Origin of the sequence: Maricaulis sp. (genome assembly GCF_048270265.1) — a bacterium.
GTDB lineage: Bacteria > Pseudomonadota > Alphaproteobacteria > Caulobacterales > Maricaulaceae > Maricaulis.
In genome coordinates this window covers 123,776-144,379 of sequence record NZ_JBLWTD010000006.1, presented here as the reverse complement: position 1 = coordinate 144,379, position 20,604 = coordinate 123,776, and the positions used below count along the sequence as shown (strand labels likewise).

General features: G+C 64.6%; 20 protein-coding genes. 10 read left to right on the top strand and 10 right to left on the bottom strand.

Annotation, left to right across the window (positions count from 1 at the left end):
- Positions 1-307 precede the first annotated feature (307 nt).
- Both ACN0YF_RS05295 and ACN0YF_RS05290 read right to left on the bottom strand, forming a co-directional pair.
- On the bottom strand, positions 308-643 hold the full coding sequence (locus tag ACN0YF_RS05295; RefSeq protein WP_417493595.1) for a GIY-YIG nuclease family protein: 336 nt from the start codon (positions 641-643) through the stop codon (positions 308-310).
- A gap of 209 nt (positions 644-852) precedes the next feature.
- On the bottom strand, positions 853-1,335 hold the full coding sequence (locus ACN0YF_RS05290) for a YcgN family cysteine cluster protein (protein ID WP_417493594.1): 483 nt from the start codon (positions 1,333-1,335) through the stop codon (positions 853-855).
- Positions 1,336-1,403: 68 nt separating this feature from the next.
- On the opposite strand from ACN0YF_RS05290, the gene ACN0YF_RS05285 reads away from it, so the two are divergent.
- Positions 1,404-3,392, top strand: coding sequence for a transglycosylase domain-containing protein (locus tag ACN0YF_RS05285; protein ID WP_417493593.1), 1,989 nt, complete (start codon positions 1,404-1,406; stop codon positions 3,390-3,392).
- Here ACN0YF_RS05285 and ACN0YF_RS05280 read toward each other — a convergent pair.
- Entirely contained in the window at positions 3,311-4,189 is an 879-nt protein-coding gene (locus tag ACN0YF_RS05280) for an ion transporter (protein ID WP_417493592.1), read from the bottom strand. The genes ACN0YF_RS05285 and ACN0YF_RS05280 overlap by 82 nt on opposite strands.
- Before the next feature lie 456 nt (positions 4,190-4,645).
- Between ACN0YF_RS05280 and ACN0YF_RS05275 the strand changes: the two genes are divergently transcribed.
- The 4 genes from ACN0YF_RS05275 (at position 4,646) to ACN0YF_RS05260 (ending at position 9,277) form a co-directional block, all read left to right on the top strand.
- Positions 4,646-6,598, top strand: coding sequence for a putative bifunctional diguanylate cyclase/phosphodiesterase (locus tag ACN0YF_RS05275; protein WP_417493591.1), 1,953 nt, complete (start codon positions 4,646-4,648; stop codon positions 6,596-6,598).
- A 66-nt stretch (positions 6,599-6,664) separates the two neighbouring features.
- Positions 6,665-7,048 carry a PAN domain-containing protein gene (locus ACN0YF_RS05270; protein WP_417493590.1) on the top strand — a complete coding sequence of 128 codons (384 nt, stop codon included), beginning with the start codon at positions 6,665-6,667 and terminating at the stop codon, positions 7,046-7,048.
- Positions 7,049-7,159: 111 nt separating this feature from the next.
- On the top strand, positions 7,160-8,242 hold the full coding sequence (locus tag ACN0YF_RS05265; RefSeq protein ID WP_417483001.1) for a DUF2336 domain-containing protein: 1,083 nt from the start codon (positions 7,160-7,162) through the stop codon (positions 8,240-8,242).
- An 87-nt stretch (positions 8,243-8,329) separates the two neighbouring features.
- The gene (locus tag ACN0YF_RS05260) at positions 8,330-9,277 is read left to right on the top strand and encodes a hypothetical protein (RefSeq protein ID WP_417493589.1); all 948 of its coding nucleotides are present in this window, start codon (positions 8,330-8,332) and stop codon (positions 9,275-9,277) included.
- Positions 9,278-9,290: 13 nt separating this feature from the next.
- On the opposite strand, the gene ACN0YF_RS05255 is transcribed toward ACN0YF_RS05260, so the two are convergent.
- Genes ACN0YF_RS05255 through ACN0YF_RS05240 form a run of 4 tightly spaced genes read right to left on the bottom strand, consistent with a single transcriptional unit; the run spans position 9,291 to position 12,906 of the window.
- Complete coding sequence (locus ACN0YF_RS05255) at positions 9,291-10,451, bottom strand: mechanosensitive ion channel family protein (protein ID WP_417483003.1); 1,161 nt, start codon at positions 10,449-10,451, stop codon at positions 9,291-9,293.
- Positions 10,448-12,055: a peptide chain release factor 3 gene (locus tag ACN0YF_RS05250; protein ID WP_417493588.1), complete on the bottom strand. Its 1,608-nt coding sequence runs from the start codon at positions 12,053-12,055 to the stop codon at positions 10,448-10,450. The genes ACN0YF_RS05255 and ACN0YF_RS05250 overlap by 4 nt, the downstream gene beginning before the upstream one ends.
- A 40-nt stretch (positions 12,056-12,095) precedes the next feature.
- A complete protein-coding gene (locus ACN0YF_RS05245; protein ID WP_417483005.1) occupies positions 12,096-12,509 on the bottom strand; it encodes a hypothetical protein in 414 nt (137 codons plus the stop codon).
- 55 nt (positions 12,510-12,564) lie between these two features.
- Positions 12,565-12,906, bottom strand: coding sequence for a DUF1491 family protein (locus ACN0YF_RS05240; protein ID WP_417483006.1), 342 nt, complete (start codon positions 12,904-12,906; stop codon positions 12,565-12,567).
- Between the two features lie 151 nt (positions 12,907-13,057).
- On the opposite strand from ACN0YF_RS05240, the gene ACN0YF_RS05235 reads away from it, so the two are divergent.
- Positions 13,058-14,638, top strand: a complete 1,581-nt coding sequence (locus ACN0YF_RS05235; protein ID WP_417483007.1) for a hypothetical protein — start codon at positions 13,058-13,060, stop codon at positions 14,636-14,638.
- 46 nt (positions 14,639-14,684) lie between these two features.
- Positions 14,685-15,587, top strand: a complete 903-nt coding sequence (locus ACN0YF_RS05230) for a hypothetical protein (protein WP_417493587.1) — start codon at positions 14,685-14,687, stop codon at positions 15,585-15,587.
- A gap of 4 nt (positions 15,588-15,591) precedes the next feature.
- Here the strand turns inward: ACN0YF_RS05230 and ACN0YF_RS05225 are convergent, their stop codons facing one another.
- The gene (locus ACN0YF_RS05225) at positions 15,592-17,328 is read right to left on the bottom strand and encodes an ATP-binding protein (RefSeq protein WP_417493586.1); all 1,737 of its coding nucleotides are present in this window, start codon (positions 17,326-17,328) and stop codon (positions 15,592-15,594) included.
- Positions 17,329-17,522: 194 nt separating this feature from the next.
- Here ACN0YF_RS05225 and ACN0YF_RS05220 point away from each other — a divergent pair, with 194 nt between their 5' ends.
- From ACN0YF_RS05220 to ACN0YF_RS05210, 3 genes are all read left to right on the top strand, one after another.
- Positions 17,523-18,536, top strand: coding sequence for a hypothetical protein (locus ACN0YF_RS05220; protein ID WP_417483010.1), 1,014 nt, complete (start codon positions 17,523-17,525; stop codon positions 18,534-18,536).
- A 208-nt stretch (positions 18,537-18,744) separates the two neighbouring features.
- Positions 18,745-19,011, top strand: coding sequence for a hypothetical protein (locus ACN0YF_RS05215; RefSeq protein ID WP_417483011.1), 267 nt, complete (start codon positions 18,745-18,747; stop codon positions 19,009-19,011).
- A 65-nt stretch (positions 19,012-19,076) separates the two neighbouring features.
- Positions 19,077-19,496, top strand: a complete 420-nt coding sequence (locus ACN0YF_RS05210; protein ID WP_417493585.1) for a SufE family protein — start codon at positions 19,077-19,079, stop codon at positions 19,494-19,496.
- Here ACN0YF_RS05210 and ACN0YF_RS05205 read toward each other — a convergent pair.
- Both ACN0YF_RS05205 and ACN0YF_RS05200 read right to left on the bottom strand, forming a co-directional pair.
- Entirely contained in the window at positions 19,493-20,206 is a 714-nt protein-coding gene (locus ACN0YF_RS05205) for a DUF6456 domain-containing protein (protein ID WP_417493584.1), read from the bottom strand. The genes ACN0YF_RS05210 and ACN0YF_RS05205 overlap by 4 nt on opposite strands.
- Before the next feature lie 8 nt (positions 20,207-20,214).
- Positions 20,215-20,556 carry a helix-turn-helix domain-containing protein gene (locus ACN0YF_RS05200; RefSeq protein WP_417483014.1) on the bottom strand — a complete coding sequence of 114 codons (342 nt, stop codon included), beginning with the start codon at positions 20,554-20,556 and terminating at the stop codon, positions 20,215-20,217.
- Positions 20,557-20,604: the final 48 nt, after the last annotated feature.

The window sequence follows — 20,604 nt, the reverse complement described above, 5'->3', positions numbered from 1 at the left end:
CACCCCTCATCCAGCCTTCGGCCACCTTCTCCCCATGGGAGAAGGACGGGCGTTGCGCGCCTTTCTCTATTCAAACCATATATTTTGTCATCCCGGACGGATGCCCGGACGCGTAGCGATCCGGGCGTAGATCCGGGACCTACCCGCTACTCCAGCTGGATCCATGGGTAGGTCCCGGATCTGCGCCCCGCCTGCGCGGGGCATCCGTCCGGGATGACACGCGTTTTGGAATTTTGAGAAAGGTCGATGGGACAAGCATGAGAGCACCCTCCTCTGTGCCAGGGGCATGCCTCAGGCAGGCGGGAAATCACGCCATCCAGCTGCGCAACCCCTCGGGGACCACCGCAGTCGGATCAACGCCACCATGCCGCCAGTAGAGATCCTCCCAGCCCGGATTATCCTGTTCGATCAGGTTCAACTTCCACTGCCGCCGCCACCGCTTGATCCGTTTCTCGCGGGCAATAGCCTCGTTGATATCCTCGTGCGCCTCAAACCAGACCAGCTGATCGACACCATAGCGAGCCGTAAAACCCGGTACCTGCCACGTCTTGTGTTCATACACCCGGCGCAGCAACGCATTGGTCACGCCACAATACAGCGTGCCCTTCGGCCGCGAGGCCAATAGATAGACGAAATATTGCATTCTGCAATTTTAACGAGAAAAACAAAACGTGTCATCCCGGACGGATGCCCGGACGCGGCAGCGGTCCGGGCGTAGATCCGGGACCTACCCGCTGATCCAGCTGGTCTTGCGGGTAGGTCCCGGACCTGCGCCCCGCCTGCGCGGGGCATCCGTCCGGGATGACAAGCGTTTTGGAATTTTGAAGAAGAAGCAGTGACGAAAAGAAGAACCTACTCCTCCTCATCCCCCTCACCCGGCCATTCCACAATCCGGTCTTCCCAGTCCTCCGGATCAACCTCATCCTCGGAAATCACCTGGTTGCGGATCGACATCCCCGCTTCATGCACACTCATCGGGTCGCCCGACACCAGCGGGTGCCAGTCGAACAGATCCTTGCCTTCGCCGATCAGGCGGTAGGCGCAGGTCTGGGGCATCCATTCCAGTTCGGTGACGTTTTTCGGGGTGAGGATGACGCAGTCGGGCACGCGTTTCTTGCGGTTGGGATAGTCGCCGCATTGGCAGGTATCGGCGTTGAACAGGCGGCAGGTGACGTCGGTGTGCAGGCGCAGGCCTGAATCCTCGTCTTCCAGCTGGATCAGGCAGCACTTGCCACAGCCATCGCACAGGGATTCCCATTCGGGCTTGGTCAGTTGCGACAATGTTTTCGTTTTCCAGAAGGGCTGTGTCATGTCTATCGCCTGAATTTGGCCCATTTGTTGGGGCCTGAAGTTTACCGCGGGCCTGCGCGTTTGAGCAGGGCCGGATTTCGGGTGGCTATAGCATGTTCAACGAGCCGTATCGCGCCGATCACATGATGGAACGCGAGCAACGCCAGCGGCGCACGCTGATCATCGGCGCCAGCGTGACCGGCGTCAGCCTGCTGGGCATGCTGATTGCGGCGCTGCTGGTATGGGACTGGGCGTTTCACGATCTGCCACCGGCACCGGCCTCGGCAGCGGAATTATGGTCGGTGCGACTGGAGCCTTCCGTCACCGTGCTCGACACCCATGGCAATGTGCTCGCCGTGCGCGGACCGCTCTATGCGCGCGCCGTCTCGCTGGAGGACTTGCCGCCCTACCTGCCGCAGGCCTTTCTGGCGATCGAGGACCAGCGCTTTTACGAGCATGGCGGAGTGGATTATCGCGGCGTGGCGCGGGCCTTGTGGACCAATCTGCGCGCCGGGCGCTCGGTGCAGGGCGGCTCGACCATCACCATGCAGCTGGTGAAGAATCTGATCCTCACCCCCGACCGTCTCTTGCGGCGCAAGCTGCAGGAGGTCCGCCTCGCCTGGGCGCTGGAGGACAATCTCACCAAGACGGAAATCCTCGAGCTCTATCTCAACCGGATCTATCTCGGTGCCCGCGCCTTTGGCGTTGAAGCCGCCGCGCATCGCTATTTCTCGAAGGCGGCAACCGATCTCACCCTGGCCGAGGCCGCCATGCTGGCCGCCCTGCCCAAGGCGCCCTCGCGACTCGATCCGACCGTCAATCTGGAAGCCGCCCAGGCACGCGCGGCGCAGGTGCTCGCGGCGATGCTGGAGGCCGGCTTCATCAACGAGGACGACTATGCCGAGGCGATGGCCAATCCGGGCGTGCCGGTGCCGGCCAGTCTCGACCCGCAGGCCGGGGTGACCTGGGGCTATGTGTTCGATTATGCGGTGCTGGAGGCGGCCCGGCTGCTGCCGGACGACGTGCCCGATCTGGTGATCCGCACGACGATTGATCCGGCGCTGACCCTGGCGGCGCGGGAAAGCATTGCCGGCGTGCTCGATCGCGATGGCGAAGCGGTCAATGCCAGCGAAGCGGCGATTGTCCTCCTGGCGCCGGACGGGGCGATCCGTGCCTTCGCCGGCGGGCGTGATTATCTCACCAGCCAGTTCAATCGCGCCCTGCAGGCCCAGCGCCAGCCCGGCTCGGCCTTCAAGCCGATCGTGTTCACCGCGGCGCTGGAAGCCGGCTACGACCCCTCATCGGCGGTCTGGGACGAGCCGGTCGATCTCGACGGCTGGGAACCGGAGAATTTCTCCGGCGGCTATCGCGGCCTCGTCACGCTGCAGGAAGCCCTGCGGCGCTCGATCAATACCGTCGCGGCCCAGGTCGCCAGCGATGTCGGGCTGGGGCGGATTGTCGAGACCGGTCACCGGATGGGTATCCGCTCACCACTGCCGGAACTGCCGGCGATTGCGCTCGGTGCCGCCGAGGTCAATCTGCTGGAGCTGACAGCGGCCTATTCGGTCTTCCCGCGCGATGGCCAGCGCTTTGATCCCTGGTTCATCGAGAGCATCACCAATTCGCGCGGCGATGTGCTTTACGCCCATCCCGAGACGCCGCCAGTCCGCGCCCTCGCGCCGGAGATTGCCCGGCCAATGTCCACCATGTTGCAGGATGTGGTAATATCGGGAACCGGACGTCGCGCCATCCTCGCCGGCGGCCGCGGCGTTGGCGGCAAGACCGGCACCAGCCAGTCCTTCCGCGATGCCTGGTTCATCGGCTTCACCGAGGACTACACGGCGGGCGTCTGGGTCGGCAATGATGATGACAGCCCGATGCGCAATGTCACCGGCGGCGGCCTGCCGGCGACGATCTGGCAACACTACATGACCCGCGTCCACCAGGGCGTCCCCGTCCACGCGCTCAGCGCCCCGGCGCCGCGCACGCGTTCGGAACGCGAGGAAAGGCTGGCCGCCTTCTACTCGGAACTGTCGGGGGCCTTCGACGCGCTGCTCGAGGCCACGCCCTCACCGGCCGCGGGCGATCCCAGGGAGCGCTGAACCAGCTCGGTGAGCGTCGCGATCTGCTGACGCAGGCCGGCGATCTCGCCCTGCAGCTCGACGACATCCTCGCCGACCTCGGCATCGCGTTCCTCTTCGGCGTCGAAATGCTTGGATTGCAGGCTGTCGACGATGATGGCGATGAAGAGATTGAGAATGGCGAAACTGGTCAGCACGATAAAGACGAGGAAGAACAGCCAGGCCCAGGGATGGAATTCCATCACCGGCAGGGCGAGGTCCGTGGCCCAGCCCTCCAGCGTCATCACCTGGAACAGGGAAAAGGCCGTATCGCCCAGCGTGCCGAAACGCTCCGGATTGGTCTCGGCGTAGAATTTGGTCGCCATCACGGCGGAGACGTAGAAAGTCAGCCCCAGCACCGCCATCACCGCGCCCATGCCCGGGATCGCCCGCAGCAGGGCTTCGACGACCTTGCGCATTTCCGGCATCACCGAGAACAGGCGGAAGGCGCGCAGGATGCGCAGCGAACGCAGGACCGAGAAGCTTCCCGCCATCGGCAGGACCGAGGCGAGGATCACGATCAGGTCGAACCAGTTCCAGCCGGAACGGAAGAATTGCAGCCGGTAGGCGACGAGCTTCAATGCCAGTTCGACGATGAAAATCCCGACCACGATGCGGTCGATCAGCGGCAGGAAGTCAAGAAACCACGCCGCCCGGAACGGCAGCGTATCGAGGCCGAGCGTGATCGCGTTGAAAATGATCACCGCCATGATGGAATTGCGAAAGACGTCGCTCTCGACGAAAGCGGTCAATCGCGCACTGATACCGTTTGATGTCACTGTTCCTGCCCCCGGCTTCGCCTGTTTCCTAAACTTGCGAAGGGGCAAGTCAACTTTGATTTGAACCCCTCAACGCCGCGCCACGCCCCGACTCGAACGGGTATTTTCCGCCCAGACACCCTTTCGCATAATATATGACCCTGGCCACGCCGGACGATTTCACGGCCATGGGCGGAGGAGTGCCGCGGGAAACACCACTCTCAAACTGCTGATTAGCAATGATTTTTCAGAGAGACTCGAGCCGTCACGCGCTCCTTGCGGTGCGCGACTGATCGCGAATTCGCCGCCCGGAGCGCCCGGGGCCGCTCGCGCCTTAGACTCGCCTTAACGCTGGGCAGCGCCTTGTGATCGTTCATCTGTCGCCTGAAAGTAGTCTTCATGCTCATCGAGTGGATCAGTAGCCGGCCGGACCGGGGGGCCGCGGCCGCGTCCTCAATCCGGGATATCGACAGCGAAATGGCGATCGCCTTCCGGCCGATCGTGCGTGGCTTCCTGATATCGCTCTGTGTCTATTACGGCCTGCTGACCCTGTCCTATCTCGTCTTCCCGCCGACCGATTATCCGATGTGGGAATATGTCGGCATGGTGACCCTCCTCAGCAGTTCCTCCCTGGCCGCATGCCTGATGTACCAGAGCAGCGCACGCAGCAGCAGCAAACACGCGATGGAGGTCTACAACCTCGTCGCCAGTGCCATCACGCTGGCCAATATTGCCATCCACATGTCACTGCATTTCCAGGCGGCAAACCTGGTCTACTACATCCTGGCCATGCCGGTTTTCGCGATCTCCTGCGTCAGCATGCGCGCCATGATCGCCGGTGCCGTGGTGACCGTGGCGACGATGATGGTCTTCATCACGATTCACGTCCCGTCCCTGCTGGTCGACTATCTCTTCCTGGCCCTGGCCGCGAGCTTCGCGGCGACGGGCATGGCGACCCTGATGCGCAGAACCCTGCTTCGCGCCATCGAGGCCCGCATGGAGGCCGATGCGAACCGGGGCAAGGCGGAAACCTTTGCCGCCAAGGCCGACGCCCTGGCACGCCAGACACGCGACCAGGCCGAGCGGGATCCGCTGACGGGCCTGGCCAACCGGTTCAGCTTCTTCAATGTCTTCGGTACCGCCCTGGCAAGCCGCCGGACGGCCGCCCAGGACACGATCCTCGCCCTGATCGATCTGGACGGGTTCAAGCCTGTCAATGATGCCTATGGCTATGCCGTCGGCGACCAGTTGCTGGGCGATGCCGGCCGGCGGATCCTCGCAGTGGTCCCGCGCCGCAGCCCGGTCGCGCGCCTCGGCGGTGACGAGTTCGCCATCCTCTTGCGCCGGGATCGCCTCAAGGTCAGCCTCGAGGAATTCGCCCGGCGCCTGTGCGCCAGCCTCGGCGAGCCGTATATCATCGACAATGTCCAGGCCAATATTTCGGCCTCGGTCGGGCTGGTCGTCTGTGACCGCACCGACCTGTCGATCCGGCAATTGATGGAGCGCGGCGATTTCGCCCTGCGTGCCGCGAAGAAGACCGCCCGCGGCGAAGCCGTCATGTTCAGCGCCCGTCACGAGAAGGACATGCTCAATCTCGGCAAGATTGACCAGACCCTGCGGGCCTGCCCCCTCGACACCGAATTGCGCGTCGTTTTCCAGCCCCAATACGATCTGGAACAGGGCCAGACCTATGGCTTCGAGGCGCTCGGCCGCTGGGACAGCCCGATCCTCGGGCCGGTTCGCCCCGACATTTTTATCAAGGCCGCCGAGACCACGGGATTGATCCGCAAAATCACCCAGACCCTGCTCCGCAAGACGCTGGACGCCGTCAGCCAATGGCCGGAGCATCTGCACGTGTCCTTCAACCTGTCGGGCCACGACCTGATGTCACCGGTCTCGGTCAGCGAAATCCTCGACCTGGTCAAGCAGAGCGGTATCGCGCCGAACCGGATCGAATTCGAGATCACCGAAACCGCCATGATGGCCGATATCGATCAGGCGCGCCGCTCGATCGAGCGCATCGCGGCGCTGGGCTGCAAGCTGGCCCTCGATGATTTCGGCGCCGGCTATTCCAACTTCAGCTATCTGCACCAACTGCCCGTCAACAAGATCAAGATCGACCGCTCCTTCGTCACCCCGCTGCTCAAGGACGCCTCGGCGAGCAAGATCATCCGCACCATTATCAATCTCGGCCATTCGCTCGACCTCGATTGCGTCATCGAGGGTGTCGAATCCAAGGCCGAACTCGATCTTCTGCGGGAGATGAATGCACGTTACATCCAGGGCTACATTTTCGGCCGGCCGATGGAATCCAGTACCGTCGCCACCTATCTCGACGCCGAGGCCCAGACCGCCCCCACCACAGCTCCGGCCCGCCCGGCCACCGCAACCAACGCGAGCGTCGCCAAATTCCCCGTTCGCCGGCGCTGACCCGTCTCCCGGGCAGGCCCGGGAGACGGCAAGCTTTTGTTAGTCCGCCGGCGGCACACTCCGGCCATGGCCATTCGCACCGCTCTCGCTACTCTCCTGATCCTTGGCGCCGCCGCCGTTCCGGCCCGCGCCGGCGACGTGCTGACGGGCTGGACCCGTCTCGGCTCGGTCTATCAAAGGACCAGCCTCACAGACGGCAATCAGACCATGTGTGCGGCCTTGTGTGACGGACAGGCGCAATGCCGCTCCTGGGTCTGGACGCCGCCGGGGCTCGAGGATGTCGACGGCAGCTGCGCGTTGCTGGCCTCGACGCCGGCACCCCGGCCCGCGCCGCAACGCGTTACCGGTCTGGCCAGCGATATCGCAGCCCAGATCGAGGCCGCCAGTGAGCGCGCGCCCAGCGCCCGCGAAATCGCCGCCCTACGCGCTACTCAACCCGGCCCGCACTGACAGGCCAGCCAATTCCGGGACAATTTATACGGTCCCGAAGACAATTCTTTTACCTACACCAGGCATGATGTCTCCCAACGCTCTGGCAGCGACACCGAAGAGAGACGTTTCATGGCCGTCATCAGCAAGTTGAACAGCCTCCTGGATCTGGCCAAGGAGCGATCCAGCGATCGCCGGCGCACCCTCTTGCGCGAAGTCACCGACATGTTCTTCGACGCGCCACCGGAACGCGACACGCCGGTCTCACAGGAATTCGACGACGTGCTCAGTGCCCTGGCCGAACAGACGGCGCAGGGGGCCCGTGCCGAGCTGGCAGAACGCTTCGCCGATGCGCCGCTGGCGCCGCGCGGCGTGCTGCTCAAACTGGCGCAGGACGCGATCGAGGTCGCCGGACCGATCCTGGCGCGTTCCACGGCCCTGAGCGAAGCGGAACTCCTCTCGATCGCCGAACAGGGCGCGCAGCCCCAGCTCAAGGCGATTTCCCGGCGCGAACAGGTGTCCGAACGCCTGTCGGATACGATTGTCCGCCGCGGCGATGACGAGACCGTCGCCGTCCTGATCCGCAATGAGGGCGCCCGGCTGTCGCGCGAAAGCTTTGAATCGGTCAGCGAACGGGCCGAGCGCTCCAAGGTGCTGCAGGCGCCGATGGTGACCCGCAAGGACACGCCGGCCGACCTGCTCGGCGATTTGATGCTGACGGTGGAAAACCAGCTGCGGGACCACATCCTGGAACGCTTCGACGGCATGGATCCCCACCTCGTCGAACAGGCGCTCGCCGCTTCGCACGCCCGGCTGAGCCAGCGCATGGAACAGGATCGCGATGTGCAGGAGGCGGAGAAATTCGTCCGCGGCATGGCTGTTCGCAAAATGCTTGATGGCAGCCTGCTGGCGCGTCTGCTGCGCGAACGCGAAATGACCCGGTTCCATGTCGCCTTTGCCGAAATGACCGGTGTCGACCGGGTCGCGGCGCGCCGGGCCATCGAACAGGACTGCATTGATCCGCTCGCCCTGATCTGCCGCTCGGCCGGTTTCGACAAGGCGTTGTTCGTGACGCTGGCCGTGCTGCGCAGCAATGCCACCGAGGACGCCTTCCGCGACGCGCGCGAGCTCGGCCAGATCTATGACCGCATCACGCCCGAGGATGCGGCCCGCGCCATGCGTTTCTGGCGCATGCGCCGCGACATCGCCGCCTAGAGGCGGGACGACCGCCGCCCCATTCCCTGCAGGGACAAGTTCCGCCACGTGCTAGGCTTTGCCGGTACAGTGAAAGGATTGCCCCGCATGACAGCCCCCCTCGACCGTTTTCTCGCCCTGAGCGAGGCCCTGCGTGACAGCAAGCCGCGCCCGGACCGTCAGGCCGCAGCCTTTGCCGCGGTCGCGCTGGTGCATGCGACCGGTGAGGATGAGGGGCTCGTCGCGGCCACGAAGGCACGGCATGAAGCCCTGACGACAGCGCTGGGCGGTTTTCGCGCGCCCAATGGTTCCATGCGCTGGGTCTATGCCGCCATGCTCGCCGCCCATGGTGTCGAGCCCGATCATTTTCTCGGCGCGCGCCAGGCCCTGCGCCAGGAGTGCGCCGCCTCGAAAACCGGCGCCCTGCATGCCGGCGGCTCCCGCGCCGCCCTGATCCTCAGCCTCGGCGAGGAGGCCGGGCCGCAGACGGTGCAGGCGTTCTACGCCATGAAGCGTGCCCTGCGCCCGCCCTGGTGGCGGTCGGACGATGCCGTGACCGATACCTTCGCTGCCGCCCAGGTTCTGGCTCACACGCAACCGGACGCCGTCCGCGCCGCACGCGAACATGCCGAGACCGTCTTCGGTGCCGACCGGCGTGCCCGCGGCCACAAGCGTGATGGCGCGCGCCAGTGCGTCCTGCTCGAACAGGCGCCGGAACGGGTGCTGGTTCGTTTCAATGCCATCGAGGATGCGCGCCGGGCCGACCGCTTCCTGCGCGGCCAGAGTGATCGCGCCATGGCGATGGACTGGGCCGCCGCCGGCCGGACGCCGGAAGATGTCCAGCACATCGCACAAATCGCCGCCGCGATGCCGAAGCATCTGCCGTCGATCGGCCATGCCCGCACCCGGCTGGCCAGCCTGATCGCCTTCGATGACCAGGCCCGGGACCCGGCCCGCAGCGCCAGCGCCCTGGCCGCTGTCATCGCCGCCCAGGCGGCCATGATCGCCGCGGTCTCCGCCGCCAGTGTCGCGGCCACATCGGCGTCAACCAGCTAAGCCGCGCGGGCTGCTAGGCCTTTGCCTCGGGCGGCGAGAAAAGCTCGGCGCCCTGCTCGAGATAGATCGAGCTCGACGGGAAGGCGAATTCTGTGCCGGCTTCCTCGACAATCGTCTTGATCGTGAAGGCGAGCTCTTCCTTCAGCCTCAGCCATTCGCCCCAATTGGTGGTCCTGGTGAAGCAATAGAGCATGAAGTCGATCGAGGACGGGCCGAAACTGTCGACGCGCATGAAGGTCGAGACCTCTGGCGCCTGGGCATAGTCCGGATGGCTGGTAACATAATCGAGCACGCGGTCGCGAATGGTCTTCAATTGCTCGACCGTGGTGTCATAGCGCACGCCGATGATCCAGTAGGTGCGCCGATGGGTCATGCGGGAGAAATTCGTCACCGCATTGTCGGAGAGTTTCGAATTGGGGACGTAGACCGGCCCCTTGTCGAAACGGCGCACCAGGGTGGAGCGGAAATTGATCTCCTCCACCGTGCCCTCGACAATGCCATCGACCTTGATCCAGTCGCCGGGGAAGAAACGCTTTTCCGCCAGCACCAGCAGGCCACCGATCAGGTTCTTGAACAGATCCTGCGCCCCGAGACCGACGGCGACGCCGAACAGGCCGAGGCCGGCAATGATGCCGCCGACCGGAATATTCCAGATCTGCAGCACGGCGGCGGCGCCGATAATGACAAACAGAATCCGCATCGCCTTGGTCAGCCAGTCAAGCATGACCGGGGTGAGCGCATTCTGCAGCGCCCGCATCAGATGGATGAAGGGCTCGACGGTATTGTGCAGGGCCCAGAAAATCCCGATCGCCACCAGCGAGGGAATGATCCGGTCGATGTCGGAAATCGCCGTGCTGCCCGTCCCGGCCTCGAGAATATTGAGGGCGAAGAACAGCGCGACGGTCACCGGCAGGAGTTTGAGCGGCCCGGCAAGCGCCTCGACAATGGCATCATCGACGCCATTGTCGGTCTTGTGTGCCATGCGCTTGAGCACGGCGATGAGCGTGCCGGCGAGGACCGACCGCAAGGTGATGCCGAGCACGATGATGATGACGGCGCTGATCCCGTGCGAGACGCTGACGCCGAGAAAGGAGGTCTGCCAGACAGAGACGATCTGGTCCCAGAGTTCGGCAGACTGGGCGAGAAATCCGCCGTCATCCTGCAGCATGATCATGAGGCCCGCTCCCGCACGCGGTGGAACTGGATGTTCGGGAATTTCTCTTCCGAATAGGAGACTTCCCAATTGCTCTTGGCCAGGAAGACCGGATTGCCATCGATATCGACCGCCATGGCGGATTTGTGCCGCTCGCCAAAGGCATCGATCTCCTCCTCGGTGCCGCCGAGCCAGCGCGCCGTCTCATAGGGGGCCGGCTCGAAACTGACCTCGAGCCCGTATTCCGCAGCAACACGTTCGCGCATCACATCGATCTGCAGCGAGCCGACCGCACCGACGATGAAATCGCCGCCGAGCACCGGGCGGAAGAGCTGGGTGACGCCCTCCTCGGCCAGGCTTTCCAGCGCCTTCTTGAGATGTTTCGCCTTGAGCGGATCGGCCAGGCGGGCCCGGCGCAGGATTTCCGGCGCGAAATTGGGAATGCCGGAAAAGCGCAGCTTGCCGCTCTCCGACAGGCTGTCACCAACGCGCAGGGTGCCGTGATTGGGCACGCCCATCACATCGCCGGCAAAGGCCTCGTCGGCGATCTCGCGGTCCTGGGCGAAAAAGAGGATGGGTGAGGAAACGGTGAGCTGTTTGCCGGTCTCGGTCTTGAGTTTCATGCCGCGGCGGAACTTGCCCGAGCACAGGCGCACGAAGGCAACGCGGTCGCGGTGATTGGCGTCCATATTCGCCTGCACCTTGAAGACGAAGCCCGACACTTCCTTGTCGCCGGGCTGCATATAGGTCTGCTCGCCATTGATCTGCACCTTCATCGGTGCCGGGCCGGGGATCTTGTCCGCCAGCCCGTCGAGCAATTCGCGCACGCCGAAGCCGCGCAGGGCCGAGCCGAAGAAGACCGGCGTCATATGGCCCTCCAGAAAGCTCTGCGGATTGAAGGCGGGGCAAAGCTCGCGCGCCACTTCGGCGCCATCGCGGGCCTCTTCAATCTCGGCATCGGAGAGAAGCTCGCGGATTTCCGGACCGTCGAGCGGCAGCCGTTCCGAAGCCGCTTCACGGTCATGCTCGACGCCGGGGCGCTGATAGAGCACGAGCTCATCCGTCACCAGATCGACCACGCCCTTGAAACGCTGGCCGGACCCGACCGGCCATTGCATCGGCACGGCATCAAGGGCGAGCTTGTCCTGGATGTCCTGCAGCAGATCGACCGGGTCCAGCGCCTCGCGGTCCATCTTGTTGATCAGGGTCACGATCGGGATATCGCGCAGACGGCAGACCTCGACCAGTTTCAGCGTGCGCGGCTCAACCCCCTTGGCGGCATCGAGCACCATGATGGCGCTGTCGGCAGCGGTCAGCGTGCGATAGGTGTCCTCGGAGAAGTCTTCGTGGCCAGGCGTATCAAGCAGGTTGAACAGGAGGCCGCGATGTTCAAACGTCATCACGGATGCCGAGACGGAAATCCCGCGCTCCTGCTCGATCTTCATCCAGTCGGAGCGTGTGCGGCGGTTTTCACCACGCGCGCGCACCTGTCCGGCCATGCGGATCGCGCCGGCGGCCAAGAGCATGGTCTCGGTCAGCGTGGTCTTACCGGCATCTGGGTGAGAGATAATGGCGAAGCTGCGGCGACGCGCCCATTCCGGCGCATCAATCGTCGGAGAAGTCATGAACTGGCCCGCTGAGAGTGCAAGCCCCGAACTAGCCTGATCAGTAGGCGCTGTGCAAGTTTTCCGTCACCCGGTTCCAGACTTCCTCATTGATCACCGCCGGGTTCAGTTCGCCGTCCTTCTGGCGCTTCCAGAGATAGGTCAGGATGACCATCGGCACATTGGCAAAGCGCAATCCGACATCGTCCGGCCCGCGGGCATTGCCGGGGCGGACACCGAGCAGGGCATTGGCCCCCGGTGCGCGAAAGGCGATCAGTGCCGCCAGGTGCCGGGTGCGCTCGGGCTTGTTCGTCGCCATCATCGGGTCGACATAAAGGGCCTCGCGCAGCAACAGCGTCAGATGCCCCGTCGTGAGGGTCTCGAACTGGGAAGGCGGCAGCGGAATCGTGCCGTCCTGCAGCACCGAGTCGACATCGCCGAGATCAAAAACGGTTTCGTTGAACAAGAACAACATCGCAATCCCCCGCGAACCCCTCACTTCCAACTGCCCACACCCTAGCTGCGGGTCGTTAAAAATCCGCCACCGGCTCGGTCAGAAAATGCCGCCCCGCCCGATCCTCAATCTCGATGACCCAGATGTCGGGATCGTCATCGGCGCGGCGGAGACAATAGGCATCCACCTCCGCTTCCGGGAGCGGCCCCTGGCGGTGGCGCGTCCAGATCCGTTCACCATTTTCGTCCCGCGCCGGCACAAACAGGGTCGCCTGGCCGCCCAGATCTGAAACCTTGACGAGTACCGCACCCGCATCTTCGTCTCCGTGGCGAATGACATAGGCGGCCGCCAAGCCCGATTCAGCCCGCCGCAACAAGGCATCCACCCAGAATTTCGTCTTCAGTTGAATCATTTTCATTGCTGGCAGCCGAATTGCTTAATAACGTATTAACGGGGTAAGGGAGCGTTCTATGTTGGTACGAGTTGCGTTGGTTGCGATGGCACTTTGTGCGTCGGCGGCAAGTCAGGCCTTTGCGCAGGGGAATCAGAACGACCCTGCAACGGTCAGTGTGGACCAGAACGGCACCGAAGGCACCCGGATCGAGGAGCGCACGCTCGCCGATCTCGAAACCGGGATGGATGCCTTCGTTCTTTCCTCCAGCCAGTCGCGCACCAGCATCCGCTTCTACCTGCCAGCCAACACCTACAGCTCGGAAGCCTGGCTTCGCCTCGCGGCACGCCCGGCCAGCGACCACTCCAATGGCCGCATCCACGTCGCCATCAATGGCGGCGAGCCGATCGTGATCCGGCCGCAGCCGCGCTCGCTGGAAGCACGCTTCGCCCTCTTCTCCGCCGACATCATGCCCGGCGAGAACACCCTCGAGATTTCCTATAGCGTCGACAATGCCACCACCGGCTGGATCGTCGATGCCCGGCGTTCGCAATTGCGCCTGACGCTGGAACAGGACAGCCCGATCGCCTCGCTGGACGAGCTGGAACAGGCGCTCGCCGCCGATTTCGCCGCGCCGCGCCGCATCGCCCTGATCACCGATATCAGCCGCGAACGCGCCACGCTGGAGAGCCTCGTCGCCCAGGGCGTGGCCCTGCGGGCCGGCAATGTGCCACTGTTCGGTGGTGATGAGGCCAATGCCGATCTGGTGATCCGGATTGCCGAGAATGACCGCCTCTCCGGCGATGACCGCGCCATTCTGCGTACAGGCGAGCGCAGCCAGGGACCGGAAATCGCCTTCGGCCCCGGCGAGACGCCACGCCTGATCGTTACCGGCCGCAATATTGATGAGGCCGTCGCCGCCGGCCGCCTGTTCGCCGCCCGCTCCTTCGCCGGCTATGGCCGCAGCTTCGTGGCCGCCGATGCGATCACGGCCGGGCGCCTCGGCCGGCCCCAGGTCCGCGATGCCCGCCTGCTGAGCCGCAATGCCGATCTGCGTACCTTTGCCGCGTCCGGCCTGCCCTTCAGCGCCGACCAGGGCTCGCGCACGGCGGTGCAGTTCACCACCCGCACCCGCGCCGACCGTTTCGGTGCCCTTTCGGTCCTGGCCCGCAGCGCGCTCGTCAGCGGCGAAGCCTGGCTCTATGCCTGGTATGGCGAGGAGACGGACCACGCCCCGGCCAATCACAACCTTCTGGTCATCGGACCGGACAGCACCGGCATCGCCGCCATGGGCCGCAATGCGCCAGCAGAGTTCGGCGCCGCCATGCGCGCCGCCGAGCGTAGCCGCGGTCAACGCGGCCTGATGCGCCTGGCAGCTGCGGCCTATGCCGATGAGAGCGCGCCGGCAGCCACGCCCGAGGACAGCACCAGTATTGGCGTCGCCTCCCTGTTCCGTGACTCGCAACAGACCGGCCGCTGGATCGGCACACTGACCTCGCCGGAGATGTCCTCGTTTGAATCCGCCGGCCGCAGCCTGGCCCGTTCCGACCTCTGGCACGCCCTCGAGGGCCGGGCCGCAGTGTGGAGCGTGCGCGGTGTCACACCGCTCGATTACAGCGTCACGGCGCCGGGTGTGCGCGAGCGCGTGCAGGAGTTTGCGCTCGACCATATGCGCGATGCGGCCTTCATGCTGTTCGGCGTTGCCTTCATCATGCTGATCCGGGGAATCTGGCGCCGCCGCCGCGTTCACGCGTCGTAAAACTTGCCATGCTAGCTTCAATTCCTCGGATGTTCGGGGAATTGAGATGCGCCGCGCCTATCACGCCATGGCCCTGGGCCTGTTTGGCCTCACCGGCGCTGCCGGAGCCCAGAACGCCGATCTGATCTTTGGCGAACGCACTGCTGCGCTGGCGATGGACGCCCATTGCGCCCTGTTCACCGACCGCCAGAGAGCTGCCCTCGATGCCGCGCGCCTGCAGGCACGTGGTGTCCTGCTGCGCAGCGGTATCAGCCCGGCTCAAATCCGCAATTATGGCGCCGAGTTCGCGGACGAAGCGCGCGAACTCGCTTGCGATTCCGAGACGGTTCGGGCGATGCAGGCGCGGGTTCTGGCCGCATTCGACGGCTATCTGCGTGTCCCCAACATGACCTTTCCGGGCACGGCCTTCTCCTGGTTCGCCGACCGCCAGATTCTCACCGACGCACCGGTCTGGGCCCTGGTCCAGGATACCGGGCGCGTGCGTGCCGGCATCAGCCGCGTCGGTGGCGATATCCGCTTCACCGTCGCCCTGCCCGGTGGTGGCGACTATATTTCGGCGATCCTGGTGATGCGCAATACCGAGCGCGCGCCGGATCTCTACGACCCGACCATGAACGGCATGTTTGCCGGACCGTCCAATGCCGCCTGGGCCCGCTGGACACCGCCGGAATATGCGCGCCGGATGGTGTGGGCCAGTGACCAGATCAGCGGCGCCGCAGCCGATGCCCTGGCCGGCGTCACGCAGGGCCACGCGTTTCGCTTCCCGCTCTCGGTGGTGCAACAGCTCGACGCGCTCGACCCGCGCGAGACCGCCCGGATCGATTTCATGGACCGCAATGGCGATCGCATGGCGTCGGAATATTTCGAGATCGGTGACTTCGCCGCGGCGGTCGCCTTCTTGCGCGCGGCAATCGACGAAAACACCCCGATCGAGCTTCCCGAAAGCTGAGGCCTCAGGCCGCGCCGGCCGTGGCCGCAAGCGACTTGGAGGCTTCCTGGGCGCGCTCGATCTGCTGATGCACGTCGAGCCGGTGCAGCGTATCCACCTGCCCCATGACCTGTTCCAGCACCGGCAGCGTGACGGTGATGGTCGTGCCGACGCCCTTGGCGCTGGCAATCGTCATCGCACCGCCATGCAGCCCCGCCAGGGCCCGCACCAGCGACAGTCCCAGCCCGGTACCACGGGTATCGACTTCGCGCGCGCTTGATGCCTGGCGATAGGGCTGGCCCAGCCTTTCGGCTTCCTTCGGATCGATACCGATACCGCTATCACCAACCGCCAGGACCAGATCGGATCCGGAGGCCCGCACCATCACCACCACGGCCCCGCCCTGTGGCGTGAACTTCACGGCGTTGGAGAGAAGATTGAGCATGATCTGGCGCAGCGCCTTGCGGTCGGCATTGACCAGGATCGGCTGGTCACCGGCCTCGACCGTCAGGCTCAGCCCGGCTTCCTCGGCCTGCAGCCGCATCATCTTGACGCTCAGCCCGACCACTTCGGAAATATCGAACCTCTCGCGCGAAAGATCATAGCTGTCGGCCTCGATCTTCGACATGTCGAGCACATCGCCGATCAATTCCATCAGATGCTGGCCACTTTCATGGATCAGATCGGCATATTCGGCATAGCGCGCCGGCATCGGTCCGAACAGGCGCGCCTTCATGACATCGGAGAAACCGATAATCGCGTTGAGCGGGGTCCGCAGTTCGTGGCTGACGGAGGCGAGGAATTGCGACTTTGCACGGGCCTCTTCCAGCGCCAGAGCACGCGCCTCTTCCGCCTCGCGCAGGGCGTTTTCCGCCTCGGCACTGTAGTCCCGCGCGATCACGGACACGGAGCCGCCCGCCATCGGACGGGCATCGAGACGGACGCGCTCGGCATGGCCCTTCTCGCCGCGAATGCTGAGGAATTCGGAAAGCGGACGCGTTGCGGCGCGGCGGCCGGCACCGGCCAGTTCGGCGCGATCCTCGTCTTCAAAGCCGAGATCAGCGAAGGGCAGGTTGTTCAGCTCGCGTGGCAGGCCAGGCGACAATTCGCGCACGCCCTCGGAGACGGCGAGAATATTGCCGTCCGCATCACAGGCCAGAAGCGCTGCCGGTGCCGCGTCAAAGGCACGGCCGCGAACACGGCCATGTTCGGCCTCGCGACTGGCGGCATCATTGGCACGGATCGACCGGATCGAGGCACAGGTGAAGCCATAGGCCACGACCAGCACCACACCGAGCACGAAGGGAAGGTGATATTCGACCGCGATCGATTGCGGCTGGACAAATGCGGTCAGCTGCAGCGCAGTCACGATAATGGCAGCCAGGCCCGACATGGCGCCAGCCTTGACGATGGCCTCACGATCACCGCCTGCGGCAGCCATCGCCGGCGCCAACAGGAAGGCGAGCACGCCCGTGCCGGTCACACCGCCCGCAGTCACGGCCACAATCGCCGCGAGCCCCGTCCACAGCATGGCGAGTACAAAGCGTTCGAAGGAACGATCAAGACGCGGTGCCAGCACCAGACCGGCAATTGCCGGAAAGGCGACGCCCAGCAATCCGGCCGCATTCAGCCAGACCGGACCGTCGAGGATCGGCCAGAGTTGCGGCGCGGCCGCAGCGACCGTCGCAATCCAGATCAGATTGGCGACAGGACCTCCCCGGCGGGCAATCCAAGCAGCGATATCTCGTTTTGGTTTTTGCATCTTTTCCCGTTGCGACTCAGCGCAAACCCTATGGTGCAATCTTTGCCTCCGGCGTTAACAAATACTGAATCTTAAACTTTTGACGTTTACCGTTTCGAGCTGGAAAGCCTGTCTCCTGTCTATGCATTTCTTGGCTTGGAGACCGGGGCTGTCCGGGGCACACTGTCGGTTCCCAGGGTTATGGAGGCTACCCCATGTTGATATCCATCCTCGCAGCGCTTGCTTTGACCACCGCGCTCCAGAGCGAGGGGCAGGACGACAGCACGATGGCACAGCCCCCGGTGTTGCAGCTTGACGCCGTCGCGGCGCCGGCCGCCGATCCGGTCCGCGCCGCTGCCGGCGACTACGCTGCCTATCATGGCGTCGTCGCAGACCTGCGCTCCGCCCCGATCGGGTCGGGCGAGGATCTCGACTCCGCCATGGACCGCCTGACCGCCTTTTATGTTCACGACCGCCTGGTGCGCGCCTGGATCGCCTACACGGCGATGATCGCCGCCCAGCACCCCGAATATCTCGATGATGTCCGCGAGCTCGCCGACTATTATGGCGAACAGGCTGCCATGTCCGGCCTGCTCTATGATCCCACCTACGCCATCAGCTTCACCCATGCCGACACCGCGGAAGCATCCGTGGTCGACGCGCTCGAGCGTGACAGCGCAGGCATCCGCGAGGTTTCCGACCGTTACCGGGCTGCCGCCTACGACCTGCAATCAACGCGCTGGGCCCAGGCCCGCTCCGGCAATCGGCGCGACCGCCTCTCCGCCCTGGAGAATGCGGGATCGGGACCGAGCGTGCCGCTGAGCAACGAGTTTCTGCTCTCGCTCGACACCGGCCTTGAGGGGGTCGTCCCGGCCTCGGCCCTGTATGAGCATCCGGAAATTGCGCGCATGAGCGCCTATGCGACGCCGCAACTTTCACTCACCGTCGGCGATGCCGCAGTCGATCCTGACCGCGATCGCATCGGGCGCATCCTGTCGGTTGCGGCCCTGCAGGCGATCTCCAACGATCCGACCCAGTCGACCGAACTGGTCAATGCCCTGCTCTCCGATCCGGTGGTGGAACGCTGTCTGACCTGGGCGCGTCTGGACCTGCAACAGTGCGTCGCCGCCGGGCACTTCAAGTATGAAGACAGTTTCTGTATCGCCGAGCATGCCCTGCTCGATGTCAGCCGCTGTCTGGGCGTGTCTGCTGCGACAGGCACGGACTGATTAGGATCACGTGCGACCGGTATAAAGGTTAACGAAAAGTGTACCGATCAGAGACAACATCAAATTTTATACAAAAATAATGCTTCAGTTTCGCACGCTGTTTTCGCTAAACCCCGGAATCGCGTGCAATAGCTGAAAACTTTCCCTAGCCTCGATCCTGCAACCAATGTCGGTACGACCGGCAACGGTGTTGGTATGAGGTTTGGTGATGATGTTCTTTCTGCGCGCTGCTTTCTGGCTGGCCATTGTGTCGGTTTTCGTTCCACGTGATTTCGCGGGCGAAGGCTTTGACTTGCAGTTCAACACGGCGTCCACCCAAATTGACGCCGGCGAAGCCCTCGGCAGCTGGTGTATCGACCGCGAAGCGCTTTGCGAGGCCGGAGCCGAAGCGGTGCAGCTCGGCGACTTCCTCGCCGGCTTCGCCGCAAACCGGATCGAAGCGGCTATTGACGAGCGCAACACGGCGAATTCCTGAGCCCGGCGCGACCTTCACCGCAACTGCGCCTTGATCCTGCCCGCAGCGCGCCTTAACTCGCTGTGATGACACACACCACAATCCAAGCTGAAGTCGAGGATCTGGTCGAGGAATTCGATCTGCTGGACGACTGGGAACAGCGCTATCGCTACCTGATCGACATGGGCAAGGTCCTCCCCGCACTGCCAGAGGCAGAGCGCACCGAGGAAAGCCGCGTGAAAGGCTGTGTCAGCCAGGTCTGGCTGATCGTCGAACCCGGCGAGAATGATTGTCTTGAATTCCGGGCCGACAGCGATGCCCATATCGTGCGCGGCCTCGCCGCCCTGCTGCTGCGCCTGTATTCGGGCCGCAGCCGCGAGGAGATCCTGTCGGTCGATGCACGCGAAGTGCTGGGCCGGATCGGCCTGTCGGAACACCTGTCACCGCAGCGCTCCAACGGGCTGAACTCGATGATCGGGCGTATCCGCGGTGCCGCAGCCGCCTAGCGCGTGATGCCGTAGTGCCGGGCCAATTGCTGCAGCGCCAGCTTCAGGACCGTCCGGCCTGACCGCTGCGCCCAGCCAAAGCGGCGTTCGACGGCGCTGATCCCCTCACCGCGAATACACACTGCCACCAGAACCGGTTCCAGCCCCGTGCCGACAGCCGAGAGTGCGTCCATGACCCGATCCTTGGCCGCCATCGCGGCGAGCGGTACCGCATCGGGCCCGCCCCGCCAGCCCTTCTGCCGCGCGGGCGCGGTCAGGTCCCAATTGCGGGTTGTCTGCTGATGCAGGCTGGAACGGGCATAGTCGGCGCAAAACCGCTCAGCCGCCGCCAGTTCGGACGGATCGAGATACGCCGCCCAGCGACCGAGCGTGCCTTCCTGTGTATTGACCTGAACCGGCTGAAGCCGCCCGTCCTGCCCGAGAATGGATGTCGCCGCCATGGTGCGATGCTGGCCGGCAAATTCCCCGCCCTGCATCCGTCGAAGCGCCGCGCGTCCGGGCGCACCCAGTTCAATCTTCTCGCCATCCTGGCTCAACAGGCCGCTGGCCAGCGCTTCGCGCAATTGCCGCGCATCAAGGCGGGCCAGGGGCCGGCGGCGGCGATCGCCGCCGGGATAGACAGCCAAGCCGCCTGAAGCCTCGCTACACGGCTTCAGGGCCGCCCCCTTGCGCGCCAGACAGCGTAGCCAGCGCGGTTCGGTCTCGCACACCGCCGGCATCAACCCGGCTCGCCCGGTTGCGGTGCCGCGCGCAGGCAGGCCTCCAGCGCGTCCATTGATTGGTCAAAGCCGTAATCGTCGCGCTGGTCCTCGATCCGGTGGCAGGCATGGGCCGCCGTCGAGCGGTCGCGGCCGAAGGCCTGGGCGACGCGGGTCAGGGACAGTTCAAATGCGACATGGGCGAGATACATGGCGGCCTGGCGGGCGAATGCGGCCTCGCGCGAGCGGCGGGTCGGGGCCTCGAGTTCCTCCGGCGGGACGCCAAAGGCATAGGCAACTGCACTCTGGGCCAGACGGGCCCGGGCGATATCCTCATTCGCCCTTGAAACATCTTGCGTCATCTTGCGCTCCCGATCTTCACGAACCGGAGCGTCCTTTCCGTCACCCCG